This window comes from Streptomyces bacillaris (genome assembly GCF_003268675.1).
Lineage (GTDB): Bacteria > Actinomycetota > Actinomycetes > Streptomycetales > Streptomycetaceae > Streptomyces > Streptomyces bacillaris.
The window spans coordinates 1683173-1695586 of record NZ_CP029378.1; the positions used below are offsets into that span (position 1 = coordinate 1683173).

Below are 12414 nucleotides of genomic sequence, written 5' to 3' on the forward strand. Positions count from 1 at the left end.
CGGAGATTTTGCCTCACATCAAGGTCTGTTACTCAATCGACACCCAACCGGCCGCCTCGGCGAGGCTCGGCTTGGGTGGCGATGGGGACCGTACACGGTCCCGTCTGTGCAGTTCACAGGCGCCACCCCGTGTACTTCCCGTGATAACGCCCTCCGAAAACCCGGACGATTACCGGCTTTCCGAACGGGATGTGATCACGGAGCGTGTAAGAGCCGAAAACGGGCCCTGTGATTGATCACACACGGCTCGCCAGGGAACGGGTCCTGAAAATTCCGCCCAAAGCGAACATGGAGATCCGGTGGAGCATCACACCGCGCAGCCTCTCAGGCCGGCAGGGTGACACGCATCACAAGGCCGCCGCCCTCGCGGGGCTCCGCGATGATACGGCCTCCGTGGGCCCGCGCGACGGACCGCGCGATCGACAGGCCGAGTCCGACCCCCTTGTCGCTGCCCGTGCGCTCCGTACGCAGCCGCCGGAAGGGCTCGAAGAGGTTGTCGATCTCGTACGCGGGCACCACCGGTCCCGTGTTCGAGACGACCAGCAGGGCCTGACCGGGCTGCAGGGAGGTGGTGACCTCCACCCAGCCGTCCTCGGCCACGTTGTAGCGCACGGCGTTCTGGACGAGGTTGAGCGCGATCCGCTCCAGCAGCACCCCGTTGCCCTGCACGACGGCACCGGCCCGCTCACCGCGGATCTCCACGTTCCGCTCGACCGCCTCCGCCCGGGCCTGGTCGATGGCGCGGTCGGCGACCTCGGCGAGGTCGACCGGTTTGCGCTCCACGATCTGGTTGTCGCTGCGGGCCAGCAGCAGCAGCCCCTCGACCAGCTGCTCGCTGCGCTCGTTGGTGGCCAGCAGGGTCTTCCCGAGCTGCTGCAGCTCCGGCGGGGCCTGCGGATCGGAGAGGTGGACCTCCAGCAGGGTGCGGTTGATCGCCAGCGGGGTGCGCAGCTCGTGCGAGGCGTTGCCGACGAACCGCTGCTGCGCGGTGAACGCCCGCTCCAGCCGGTCCAGCATGTCGTCGAAGGTGTCCGACAGCTCCTTCAGCTCGTCGTCCGGGCCGTCAAGCTCGATCCGCCGGGTGAGGTCCGTGCCCGCCACCCGGCGCGCGGTCCGGGTGATCCGGCCCAGCGGGGACAGGACGCGGCCCGCCATGGCGTAGCCGAAGGCGAACGCGATGATGCTGAGCCCGACCAGGGCCAGCAGGGAGCGGTTGAGCAGCGTCTCCAGCGCCTCCTTGCGCTGGTTGTTGACGCAGGCGTTCATCGCCGCGTTGAAGGCCTCCGGGGAGGGCGTCGTCGGCAGGTCGCAGATCTCGCTGGCGACCCGGCCGCTGACGATCTCGAAGGGCAGCTTGCTGCCCACCCCGAGGGCCTGGGCGGCCAGCATGTAGATGATCGAGAGCAGCAGGATGCCCGCGATCAGGAACATCCCGCCGTACAGCAGCGTGAGCCGTATCCGGATGGTCGGACGCAGCCAGGGGTACGGGGGCTCCTGCTGCTTGGGCTCCCAGGTGGGCTTCGGGGGTGCCGTGGGGGGCGGCGGGGTGGCGGCCATGGTCCTCAGATCCGGTATCCGGAGCCCGGTACGGTGACGATCACGGGCGGTTCACCGAGCTTGCGGCGGAGCGTCATGACCGTGACCCGCACCACGTTGGTGAAGGGGTCGGTGTTCTCGTCCCAGGCCTTCTCCAGGAGCTGCTCCGCCGAGACGACGGCGCCCTCGCTGCGCATCAGGACCTCCAGCACCGCGAACTCCTTGGGGGCGAGCTGGATCTCCACCTCGTCCCGGAAGACCTCGCGGCGGTTGGGGTCGAGCTTGATCCCGGCCCGCTCCAGGACGGGGGGCAGGGCGACCGTCGTACGGCGGCCGAGCGCGCGGACCCGGGCGGTCAGCTCGCTGAAGGCGAAGGGCTTGGGGAGGTAGTCGTCGGCGCCCAGCTCCAGCCCCTCGACCCGGTCGCTGACGTCGCCGGAGGCGGTGAGCATGAGGACCCGGGTGGGCACGCCCAGCTCGACGATCCTGCGGCAGACGTCGTCGCCGTGCACCACCGGGAGGTCCCGGTCCAGCACGACGACGTCGTAGTCGTTGACCCCGATGCGCTCCAGGGCCGCGGCACCGTCGTAGACGACGTCGACGGCCATGGCCTCCCGGCGCAGCCCGGTGGCCACCGCATCGGCGAGCAGCTGCTCGTCCTCGACGACGAGTACGCGCACAGCGCATTCCTTCCTTAGGTCCTTCTACGGGTTCACACAGCGAACGGCCCCCAGGGGAGGCCGACTGTGTACATCCATCCTGCCCGCAACGCGTATAAACCGGCGGTAAGACGGCGCTGGGCCGGCCCGCCCCCGAGAAGGGGGCGGATTTACCGGCCAGTTGAGGTTTCCGTGAGGTTGCGCATGGGGATGAGGGGTTCACACCCGCGATCACGTCCGGCCCGTGGCACGCCACGGCCCCTCTCCGTTTTCCCCGGAGAAGCGGCGAGATCACCCGCCCCTCCGGCTCCCCTGCCGGAGGAATCCCGGGCACACCCCCGTGCCACCGACCCACGATGAGGGGGCGCATCATGGACGCTTTCACCGCAGGTCTGCTGCAACGCATCAAGACGACCGAGTCCGACCTCACGCGGGCTCGCGAGGACGGCGACGACTTCCTGGCGGATGTCGAGCAGGGCGAGCTGGACGACCTGCACCGCCTCGCGGCCGAGCACGGCGTGGAAATCGGCGCCACGAGCGTCTGAGCCGTACGACAGAGGGCCCCGGGAGCCGTCACGGCCCCCGGGGCCCTCTGCTGTGCTCAGCGCCCCGCACAGCTCCCACCAGGGCGTCGGCGGGGTCAGTCGTGCCAGGCGCCCAGCTCCTCCAAGGCCGCCTGGAGCGGCTCGAAGACCCCGGGGGTCGCCGCCACCGTGAGGTCGCCGTCGGCGGGCAGCCCGGGGCGGCCGCCGGTCAGCGCACCCGCCTCCCGGGCGATGAGGTCGCCCGCGGCCAGGTCCCAGGGGTGCAGCCCGCGCTCGTAGTAGCCGTCCAGCCGACCCGCCGCCACATCGCAGAGGTCCACGGCGGCCGAGCCGCCGCGCCGGATGTCGCGGAGCCTCGGGATCAGCTGCTGGGCCACGTCCGCCTGGTGGGCGCGGACGTGGGCGACGTAGTTGAAGCCGGTCGAGACGAGGGCCTGGTCGAGCGGCGGGGCGGGGCGGCAGCGCAGGGCGTTGCCGTTCGCGTACGCACCGCCGCCCAGGACCGCGTGGTACGTCTCGCCGCGCATCGGGGCCTCGACGACGCCCACGACCCGCTCGCCGTCGCGCTCGGCGGCGATGGAGACGGCCCAGGTCGGCAGGCCGTAGAGATAGTTCACGGTGCCGTCGAGCGGGTCGATGACCCAGCGGATGCCGGTGGTCCCCGGGGAACTGGCGCCCTCCTCGCCGAGGAAGCCGTCGTCGGGGCGGAAGTCGGTGAGATAGCCGGTGATCAGCTTCTCGGCGGCGATGTCCATCTCGGTGACCACGTCGATGGGGCTGGACTTGGTGGCGGCCACCCCCAGGTCGGCGGGGCGGCCGTCGCGCAGCAGGGCTCCGGCGCGGCGCGCGGCCTCCAGGGCGAGGTCGAGCAGTTCGGTGAGGGCGGGGTCGGTCACGGGGGCTCCCAGGGGGCTCGACGGGACGGATGCGTTACGCGTACGGGCTGTCGGCGCCGGCCGCGGCCGCCTTCGGGGCCCTGGCCGGGCAGCAGCCGACCGGGCAGAGGTCGTGGGACGGGCCGAGCGAGCCCAGCGCGCAGGGGGTCACCGCACGCCCCCGCTCGCTCGCCGCGCGCTCCAGGAGCAGCTCCCGTACGGCGGCGGCGAAGCGCGGGTCGTCGCCCACGGTCGCGGACCGGCGGACCGGAAGCCCGAGCTCGGCGGCCCTGGCGGTGGCCTCGGTGTCGAGGTCGTACAGGACCTCCATGTGGTCCGAGACGAAGCCGATGGGCGCCATCACGACGGCGGGGACACCCTCGCCGTGCAGGGTCTCCAGGTGGTCGCAGATGTCGGGCTCCAGCCACGGGATGTGCGGGGCGCCGCTGCGGGACTGGTAGACGAGCTGCCAGGGGTGCTCGGTGCCGGTCTCCTCGCGCACCGCGTCCACGATCAGCCGGGCCACGTCCAGGTGCTCCGCGACGTACGCGCCGCCGTCGCCGTGGTCCTCCATGGGGCCGGAGGCGTCGGCGGCGGAGGTCGGGATGGAGTGGGTGGTGAAGGCGAGGTGCGCGCCCGCCCGGACGTCCTCGGGGAGGTCGGCCAGCGAGGCGAGCACGCCGTCGACCATGGGCCGGACGAAACCGGGGTGGTTGAAGTAGTGGCGCAGCTTGTCCACGCGCGGCACGTCCAGCCCCTCCGCCTCCAGGGCGGCCAGGGCCTCGGCCAGGTTTTCCCGGTACTGGCGGCAGCCCGAGTAGGAGGCGTACGCGCTGGTGGCGAAGACGGCGATGCGGCGGTGCCCGTCGGCGGTCATCTCGCGCAGGGTGTCGGTGAGGTACGGCGCCCAGTTGCGGTTGCCCCAGTAGACCGGCAGGTCCAGGCCGTGGTCGGCGAAGTCCTTGCGCAGGGCGTCCAGCAGGGCCCGGTTCTGGGCGTTGATCGGGCTGACCCCGCCGAAGAGGAAGTAGTGCTGCCCGACCTCCTTGAGCCGTTCCTCGGGGATGCCCCGGCCACGGGTCACGTTCGCCAGGAACGGGACCACGTCGTCCGGGCCCTCGGGACCGCCGAAGGAGAGCAGCAGAAGGGCGTCGTAGGGAGCGGGATCGCGCAGATCAGACATGACACCGATCCTGCCACTCGCCTCCGACAGCACGGCAACCGACATCCGACGCCCCGTCGGCAAGTGCCGGAACCGGGAGTCCGGGCGCCTTCTCGCGCCCTGGTCACGTGCCTGCCCGCGCCCCTCTCCCGTCACCGGCCGCGCTCCCCCGGGCGGCCGGAATTCCGGTGTCCGGCACCTCCGCCCGGCCGTAAGCTGTATCGGCCAGCTACACGCATGACAGGCACGACCGGAGCACCCTCTTGCCCAGCCCCTACCGCACGATCTTCGCCGCCCCCGGTTCCAAGGGGTTCTCCGCCGCCGGGTTCTTCGGCCGGATGCCGCTCTCCATGCTCGGCATCGGCGTCGTGACCATGATTTCGCAGCTCACCGGCCGCTACGGGCTGGCCGGTGCGCTCACCGCGACGCTCGCCATGGCGGCCGCCGTCTTCGGTCCGCAGGTCTCGCGCCTGGTCGACCGGTACGGGCAGCGCCGAGTGCTGCGCCCCTTCACGCTGGTCGCGGTGGCGGCCGTGGCGGGGCTGCTGATCTGCGCCCAGCAGGGGGCGCCCGACTGGACGCTCTTCGTCTTCGCGGCGGCCGCGGGCTGTGTGCCGAGCGTGGGGTCGATGGTCCGGGCCCGCTGGGCGGCGATCTACCGGAGTTCCAGCCGCGAGCTGCACACGGCGTACTCCTGGGAGTCGATCGTCGACGAGGTGTGCTTCATCTTCGGCCCGATCATCTCGATCGGCCTCTCCACCGCCTGGTTCCCCGAGGCCGGTCCGCTGATCGCCGCCCTCTTCCTGCTGGTCGGGGTCTTCTGGCTGACCGCCCAGCGCGCCACCGAGCCCGTCCCGCACCCGAAGTCACTGCACACCGGCGGCTCGGCGCTGCGCTCGCCGGGGCTCCAGGTGCTGGTGGCCACCTTCGTGGCGACGGGCGCCATCTTCGGCGGGGTGGACGTGGTGACCGTGGCGTTCGCCGAGGAGAGCGGCAAGAAGGCGGCGGCCTCCCTGGTGCTGGCCGTCTACGCGCTGGGCTCCTGCCTCGCGGGGGCCGTTTTCGGGCTGCTGCACCTGAAGGGGAGGCCCGCGGCCAGGTGGCTGGTGGGTGTCTGTGCGATGGCCGTGAGTATGATCCCCCTCCTACTGGCCGGGAACCTTCCGTTGCTGGCCGTGGCGCTCTTCGTCGCGGGCATCTCCGTCGCACCCACGATGGTCACCACCATGGCTCTCGTCGAAGCGCACGTACCGCGCACCAAGCTGACCGAGGGCATGACCTGGACCAGTACCGGGCTAGCGGTCGGAGTGGCGCTCGGCTCCTCGGCCGCCGGCTGGGTGGTCGACGCCGCCGGGGCGAAGGCGGGGTACGCGGTGCCCGTCGCGGCGGGGGCGCTCGCGGCGGCGGTGGCGTTCCTGGGGTATCGCCGGCTGGCGAAGCCGGTTCCTACGGGAGGGCGCGGGGAAGATGAGCGACACCTACGCACGGAAGACGACGAGCGCGTGGCGTAACTGGGCGGGGACCGTCACCGCCCGGCCCGCCCGGACCGAGTCCCCCGCGTCCGTGGACGAGCTGGTGGACGTGGTGCGCCGGGCGCACGCGGACGGGCTGCGGGTGAAGCCGGTCGGCACCGGCCACTCCTTCACCTCGGCCGCCGCCACCGACGGGGTGCTGATCCGCCCGGACCTGCTCACCGGCATCCGGGACATCGACCGCAAGGCGATGACCGTCACCGTGGAGGCGGGCACTCCGCTCAAGCGCCTCAACACCGCGCTCGCCCGTGAGGGGCTCTCCCTCACCAACATGGGCGACATCATGGAGCAGACGGTCGCCGGGGCCACCTCCACCGGAACGCACGGCACCGGCCGCGACTCGGCCTCCATATCCGCCCAGATCCGCGCCCTGGAGCTGGTCACCGCCGACGGTTCGGTGCTGGTCTGCTCGGAACGGGAGAACCCGGAGGTGTTCGCCGCCGCCCGGGTCGGGCTCGGCGCCCTCGGGGTGATCACCGCGGTCACCCTCGCCGTGGAGCCGGTCTTCCTGCTGACTGCCCGGGAGGAGCCGATGACCTTCGACCGGGCGACGGGCGAGTTCGACCAGTTGGTCGCGGAGAACGAGCACTTCGAGTTCTACTGGTTTCCGCACACGGGCAACTGCAACACCAAGCGCAACAACCGCAGCGCAGGCCCCGCCGCCCCGCCCGGGAGGGTCAGCGGCTGGATCGACGACGAGCTGCTCTCCAACGGCGTCTTCCAGGTGGCCTGTTCGGTCGGCCGGGCGGTCCCCGCGACCATCCCGTCCATCGCCAAGCTCTCCAGCCGGGCGCTCTCCGCCCGCACCTACACCGACATCCCCTACAAGGTCTTCACCAGCCCGCGCCGGGTGAGGTTCGTGGAGATGGAGTACGCCGTTCCGCGCGAACGGGCGGTGGCGGCGCTGCGGGAGCTGAAGGCGATGGTCGAACGCTCACCGCTGAAGATCAGCTTCCCGGTCGAGGTGCGGACCGCGCCCGCCGATGACATGGCCCTCTCAACCGCCTCCGGCCGCGACAGCGCGTACATCGCCGTCCACCTCTACAAGGGCACGCCCCACCGCTCGTACTTCACGGCGGTCGAGCGGATCATGACCGCGCACGCGGGCCGCCCGCACTGGGGCAAGATCCACACCCGGGACGCGGAGTATCTGGCGGGGGTCTACCCGCGGTTCGGGGAGTTCACCGCCGTACGGGACCGGCTCGACCCGGACCGGATGTTCGGCAACGACTATCTGCGGCGCGTCCTCGGGGAGTGAGCCTCCGCCGACAAGCCGGTAAGCCGGTAAGCCGGTAAGCCGGTAAGCCCGTAAACGGGTTCGGCCCCCTCACGGTGGTGAGGGGGCCGAACCGTTCTCCGGTACGCCGGTCACTCGGCGCCTGCGCCACCCGCGGGCGGGGCCTGCTCGCCCTGGCCGGCGGCGGCGCCGGGGCCCGTATCGGTCGTCGGGTCGGGGGCGCCGGTCCCGTTGCCGTCGGGGGCCGACGGCGTGGGCGTCGGGGCGGGCGTGGTGCCGCCGCCGGAGGGGGTGGGCGTGGGGGTGGACCCGGTGCCCGGGCTCTCGCCGCCGGTGCCCGTGCCGGGGTCGGGGCTCGTGCCGCCGTCCTTGCCGGGGTCGGTGGCGGGGGCGGAGCCCGTACCACTGCCGTCGCTCTCGCCGTCACCGCTGCCGGGGGTCTGCCGCTGCTCGCCCTCTCCCCCGTCCCGGCCGGTGTCACCGGAGGGCGCGGGGTCGGCGGGGCCGGAGTCGCGGTCGCCGCCACCGCTCCGGACGACCGAACCGAGGGTGGTGCCCTTGCCGCCGCTGAGGTCGTTGCCCGAGATCATCTCGAAGACGGTGATCCCGCCCATGGCCACGGCGAAGACGGCGGCCGCCGCGAGCGCGGGCCGCTTCCAGCCGCGCAGCCGGGTGCCGTGGGTGGTGCCCTCGGTGAACGCGTCGTCGGCCGGGGCCTCGTCGGTCCCGGTGGAGTGGACGGCCGCCTGCGGCAGCAGCTGCGTGCGGTCCGGGTCGGCCACCGGTCCCAGCAGCCGCGTGTGGTCGTCGGCGGCGGGGACCGCGCCGAGCATCTGCGTACGGTCCGGGTCCGCGACCGGTCTCAGGAGCTGAGTGCGCTCCGGGTCCGGGGCGCCGTGCGCGTCCACCTCCGGGACCGCGCCCGGGTCGACGGTCGGCAGCACCGTGGTGGCGTCCTCCGCCGGACCCGGACCGGGCTCCGGCCGCCGCTCGGCGGATCTGCGTCCGGCCGGCGTCGTCTCCTTGGTACGCACCGTCACCTGGCGGCCCTCCGGGTGGGTCACCTGGACCGTCACCTCGCGGATCTGCTCACCCGTGCGGCGGAAGAAGTGCTGGAAGACGGAGCCCCCGCAGGTGGCGACGACGCTCATCACGCCCGCCCCGGCGATGGTCCCGTACACGCCCAGCTGCGAGGCCGCCACCGCCGCGGCGACGGCCGCCACGGCGCTCCCGGCGACCTGCGGGAGACTCAGATCGATGCGCCTTTCCTTGGGTTCTATGTCACTTTCCGGCTTCTGAACCATTACCAGCCCCTGCTTGACATCTCTCCCACCATGCAACAGGAAGGGACAAATGAGCGAAGTGGATAGTTCCGTTTCCGGTGATTGTGTGAAGCACGCCACGCATCAGGGGCATATCGCAGGGAAGTGGGTAACCCAACTCCCGGGCCTCCCGAGAAGTTCGGCGGCGCGCCGGTCCACCCCGGTGGCCCGAATGGAGTACTGTGACGAGCCCTGGGGCGGACTCCCATACGGGTATCCGCAGCTACGGGAGGGGGCCGACGGCGGCACTCGAACCGGCGGCGCCAAGGCATTGCACGGGTGTTTGCTACGCAGAGCGGCCAAATCGGTCACTTTGGGACGCAAGAGACAACCGTGCCATGGCGGCGTTCCAGGGCGAGCGCCCGACACGCCGGGCAACTTGGCAAGGTTGTGGCAGGCTGCACCCGGGCAGGTCACACTCGACTAGCGGAAGCAGCGACGCACGTGACGTCGGCAGGCACCACCCGGGAGGTCCCCATGCCCGAACTGCGTGTCGTGGCCGTCTCCAACGACGGCACACGACTGGTGCTCAAGGCTGCGGACAGCACGGAATACACGCTTCCGATCGATGAGCGGCTGCGCGCCGCCGTGCGCAACGACCGCGCCCGGCTGGGCCAGATCGAGATCGAGGTGGAGAGCCACCTCCGCCCCCGCGACATCCAGGCCCGCATAAGGGCCGGTGCCTCCGCGGAGGAGGTCGCTCAGTTCGCCGGTATCCCGGTCGACCGTGTCCGCCGCTTCGAGGGCCCCGTGCTCGCGGAGCGCGCCTTCATGGCCGAGCGGGCCCGGAAGACCCCCGTGCGCCGTCCCGGCGAGAACACCGGCCCCCAGCTCGGCGAGGCGGTGCAGGAGCGGCTGCTGCTGCGCGGCGCCGACAAGGAGACCGTCCAGTGGGACTCCTGGCGCCGTGACGACGGCACCTGGGAGGTCCTGCTCGTCTACCGGGTCGCGGGCGAACCGCACTCGGCGAGCTGGAGCTACGACCCGCCGCGCCGGCTGGTCCAGGCCGTCGACGACGAGGCGCGCTCGCTGATCGGGGAGACCGACGACGCGGCGCCCGAGCCGAGCTTCCCGTTCGTGCCCCGGATCGCCCGGCTGCCGCGCGACCGGCCGCTGGACCGCACCCTGGACCGGCAGATCGAGCGGCATGTGGAACGGCCCGTTCCGGCTCCCGAGCCGGAGGAGTACGTGAGCAGCGCCTCGGCCGGTGAGCGGGACTCGCTGACCAGCCTGCTGGAGGCGGTGCCGAGCTTCCGGGGCGACATGGTGGTGCCGGAGCGGCCCACGCAGCCCGAGCCGCCCGCGCTGGAGCCCGCGGCCGAGGAGGCCGAGGCGGACGAACCGCCCGCGGCGGCGGCCTCCGCCGGTGCCGGTTCGGCGTACGCGGACGTGCTGATGCCGAGGGCGGTGGCCGGTCACCGCGACCGGCTGACCGGGACGACGGACCGTCAGGCGGAGGCGGACGGGGTCCGGCCGGGGCGGCGGGCGGCCGTGCCGAGCTGGGACGAGATCGTCTTCGGTACCCGCCGCAAGAAGCAGGACTGACCGGGAGTGCCGGTCGGCGGGAGAGGGGCCCGTACGCGATGGCGTACGGGCCCCTCTCCGTCCTGCCGCCGGTCCTTACCTCGGGTCGGGGCCGGTGGCGACCGGACGGGCGGGGTCGGCGGACCACTCGGACCAGGAGCCGGGGTAGAGCGCGGCGGGGATGCCGGCGATCTCCAGGGCCAGCACCTCGTGGGCGCCGGAGACCCCCGAGCCGCAGTAGACGCCGACGGGCCCGTCGCTCTTCCCCGCCCCGAGCGCGGTGAACCGTTCGGTGAGCCGTTCGGCCGGAAGGTAGCGGCCGTCCTCGGTGACGTTCTGGGTGGTCGGGGCGGAGACGGCCCCGGGGATGTGGCCGCCGACCCGGTCGATGGGCTCGACGTCGCCCCGGTAGCGCTCGGCCGCCCGGGCGTCCAGGAGCAGTCCCGTACGGGCGAGGGCGGCGGCCCCGTCCGCGTCCAGGGTGGGCAGGGCGCCCGGCTTCGGCCGGAAATCGCCCTCGGCCGGGTACGGGATCTCGGTGGTGAGGCCGCCGGTCCACGCGGCGAGCCCGCCGTCCAGGACCCGCACGTCCGGGTGGCCCGTCCAGCGCAGCAGCCACCAGGCGCGGGCGGCGGCCCAGCCCTGCCCGCCGTCGTAGACCACGACCGGGGTGTCCTGGCCGACCCCGGCCCGGCGCATCACGGCGCCGAAGGCCTCCGGGTCCGGGAGGGGGTGGCGGCCGCCGCTGCCCGCCGGTCCGGCCAGCTCCGCGTCGAGGTCGACGAAGACGGCGCCGGGGAGGTGGCCCGCCTCGTAGTCGGGGCGGCCGTGCGGACCACCCAACTGCCAGCGGACGTCCAGGAGGACCGGGGGCCGCGGTCCCGCCGACTCGCTCGCGTATTCGGTTGCGGTGATGATGGGCTTCATGGGTGCCATCCTCGCGCAGAGGCCGTGGCACCCGTACCGGCATCGGTACGGATTCACCGCAGCGTGGCGGTCTCCCTCCACCGGAGCCACCGATTCCGACGGCTCCATCGGCCCCACCCGCTCAACCCGCTCAACCGAGAACCCGGCGAGCACCGAGAACCCGGCGTACGCGGCGCGGCCGGGGCCGCACGCGCGGCGGGTGGTGCGAGCATCTGCACGGGGTGTGCGGTCCGCGTCCCGACCCGGGACGGCCGCACCGCCGCGTTCCCCTGTACGGCCACCACAACGGTCCGAGGAGAGACAAGACGATGACCGAGGCTGCCGCCCGGCGTACGCCCGGAACACCTTGCTGGGTGAGTCTGATCGTGCACGGCCTGACCGCGACCCAGGAGTTCTACGGGGACCTGTTCGGCTGGGAGTTCCGCCCGGGCCCCGACCAGCTGGGCCCTTACGTCCGGGGGTTCCTCGACGGGAAGGAGGTCGCGGGCATCGGCCAGCTGCCGCCCGACCGGCACCTCCCGATCGCCTGGACCACCTATCTGGCGTCGGACGACGCGGATCTGACCGCCGAGGTGATCCGCTCCTGCGGCGGTACGGTCGCGGTCGGCCCGATCGACGCGGACGAGGCGGGGCGGCTCGCCATCGCCTCGGACCCGGGCGGGGCGGTCTTCGGCGTCTGGCAGGCCGCGGACCACATCGGGACCATGACGGCGGGCGCCCCCGGCACCCCCGTCTGGAACGAGCTGGTGACCCGGGAGACCTCGATGGTCGCGAAGTTCTACCAGACGGTCTTCGGTTACGAGACCGAGGCGGTGGTCTCCGCCGACTTCGACTACCAGACCCTGCACCTGGAGGGGCGCCCGGTGGCCGCCCTGCACGGGGTCGGCCAGGCGCTGCCGCGTGACCGGGGCCCGCACTGGATGACGTACTTCGAGGTCGCGGACGTGGACGAGGCGGCCGCCCGGGTGGTGGAGCTGGGCGGGCACATCCTCCAGCCGCCGCGCGAGGGGGCGAGCGGCCGGCTGGCGACGGTGGCCGACCCGGAGGGCGCGGCCTTCACCATCGTCCGGTCGTCCGGGGAGTAAGGAGGCACCT

Annotated in this window: 11 protein-coding genes; 5 read left to right on the forward strand and 6 right to left on the reverse strand. The window is 72.7% G+C overall.

Features of this window, described 5'->3' with window-relative positions:
* Nucleotides 1-324: 324 nt before the first annotated feature.
* Nucleotides 325-1557 carry a sensor histidine kinase gene (locus DJ476_RS06705; RefSeq protein ID WP_112490094.1) on the reverse strand — a complete coding sequence of 411 codons (1233 nt, stop codon included), beginning with the start codon at nt 1555-1557 and terminating at the stop codon, nt 325-327.
* A gap of 5 nt (nt 1558-1562) precedes the next feature.
* The gene (locus DJ476_RS06710) at nt 1563-2216 is read right to left on the reverse strand and encodes a response regulator transcription factor (protein ID WP_070199664.1); all 654 of its coding nucleotides are present in this window, start codon (nt 2214-2216) and stop codon (nt 1563-1565) included.
* Between the two features lie 350 nt (nt 2217-2566).
* Between DJ476_RS06710 and DJ476_RS34825 the strand changes: the two genes are divergently transcribed.
* A complete protein-coding gene (locus tag DJ476_RS34825; protein ID WP_162888441.1) occupies nt 2567-2740 on the forward strand; it encodes a hypothetical protein in 174 nt (57 codons plus the stop codon).
* Nucleotides 2741-2835: 95 nt separating this feature from the next.
* Here DJ476_RS34825 and DJ476_RS06720 read toward each other — a convergent pair whose 3' ends face one another.
* Both DJ476_RS06720 and DJ476_RS06725 read right to left on the reverse strand, forming a co-directional pair.
* Nucleotides 2836-3636, reverse strand: a complete 801-nt coding sequence (locus DJ476_RS06720) for an inositol monophosphatase family protein (protein WP_103419616.1) — start codon at nt 3634-3636, stop codon at nt 2836-2838.
* Nucleotides 3637-3670: 34 nt separating this feature from the next.
* Nucleotides 3671-4798 carry a ferrochelatase gene (locus DJ476_RS06725; protein WP_103419615.1) on the reverse strand — a complete coding sequence of 376 codons (1128 nt, stop codon included), beginning with the start codon at nt 4796-4798 and terminating at the stop codon, nt 3671-3673.
* A 242-nt stretch (nt 4799-5040) separates the two neighbouring features.
* On the opposite strand from DJ476_RS06725, the gene DJ476_RS06730 reads away from it, so the two are divergent.
* Nucleotides 5041-6288: an MFS transporter gene (locus DJ476_RS06730; RefSeq protein WP_103419614.1), complete on the forward strand. Its 1248-nt coding sequence runs from the start codon at nt 5041-5043 to the stop codon at nt 6286-6288.
* Nucleotides 6245-7567, forward strand: coding sequence for a D-arabinono-1,4-lactone oxidase (locus DJ476_RS06735; protein ID WP_103419613.1), 1323 nt, complete (start codon nt 6245-6247; stop codon nt 7565-7567). The genes DJ476_RS06730 and DJ476_RS06735 overlap by 44 nt, the downstream gene beginning before the upstream one ends.
* A gap of 110 nt (nt 7568-7677) precedes the next feature.
* On the opposite strand, the gene DJ476_RS06740 is transcribed toward DJ476_RS06735, so the two are convergent.
* Nucleotides 7678-8850 (reverse strand): hypothetical protein, encoded by a 1173-nt coding sequence (locus DJ476_RS06740; RefSeq protein WP_112490095.1) that lies wholly within the window; start codon nt 8848-8850, stop codon nt 7678-7680.
* 495 nt (nt 8851-9345) lie between these two features.
* Here DJ476_RS06740 and sepH point away from each other — a divergent pair, with 495 nt between their 5' ends.
* Nucleotides 9346-10413 carry a septation protein SepH gene (sepH, locus tag DJ476_RS06745; protein WP_103419611.1) on the forward strand — a complete coding sequence of 356 codons (1068 nt, stop codon included), beginning with the start codon at nt 9346-9348 and terminating at the stop codon, nt 10411-10413.
* A 75-nt stretch (nt 10414-10488) separates the two neighbouring features.
* On the opposite strand, the gene DJ476_RS06750 is transcribed toward sepH, so the two are convergent.
* Nucleotides 10489-11319, reverse strand: a complete 831-nt coding sequence (locus DJ476_RS06750) for a sulfurtransferase (protein ID WP_103419610.1) — start codon at nt 11317-11319, stop codon at nt 10489-10491.
* 308 nt (nt 11320-11627) lie between these two features.
* Between DJ476_RS06750 and DJ476_RS06755 the strand changes: the two genes are divergently transcribed.
* Nucleotides 11628-12404 carry a VOC family protein gene (locus tag DJ476_RS06755; protein WP_112490096.1) on the forward strand — a complete coding sequence of 259 codons (777 nt, stop codon included), beginning with the start codon at nt 11628-11630 and terminating at the stop codon, nt 12402-12404.
* The last annotated feature ends 10 nt before the right edge of the window (nt 12405-12414 follow it).

Coding starts and splice junctions, on each gene's coding strand:
- DJ476_RS06705 (WP_112490094.1), bottom strand. CDS start 1,557: ATGGCCGCCACCCCGCCGCCCCCCACGGCACCCCCGAAGCCCACCTGG.
- DJ476_RS06735 (WP_103419613.1), top strand. CDS start 6,245: ATGAGCGACACCTACGCACGGAAGACGACGAGCGCGTGGCGTAACTGG.
- DJ476_RS06740 (WP_112490095.1), bottom strand. CDS start 8,850: ATGGTTCAGAAGCCGGAAAGTGACATAGAACCCAAGGAAAGGCGCATC.
- DJ476_RS06750 (WP_103419610.1), bottom strand. CDS start 11,319: ATGAAGCCCATCATCACCGCAACCGAATACGCGAGCGAGTCGGCGGGA.
- DJ476_RS06725 (WP_103419615.1), bottom strand. CDS start 4,798: ATGTCTGATCTGCGCGATCCCGCTCCCTACGACGCCCTTCTGCTGCTC.
- DJ476_RS34825 (WP_162888441.1), top strand. CDS start 2,567: ATGGACGCTTTCACCGCAGGTCTGCTGCAACGCATCAAGACGACCGAG.
- DJ476_RS06755 (WP_112490096.1), top strand. CDS start 11,628: ATGACCGAGGCTGCCGCCCGGCGTACGCCCGGAACACCTTGCTGGGTG.
- sepH (WP_103419611.1), top strand. CDS start 9,346: ATGCCCGAACTGCGTGTCGTGGCCGTCTCCAACGACGGCACACGACTG.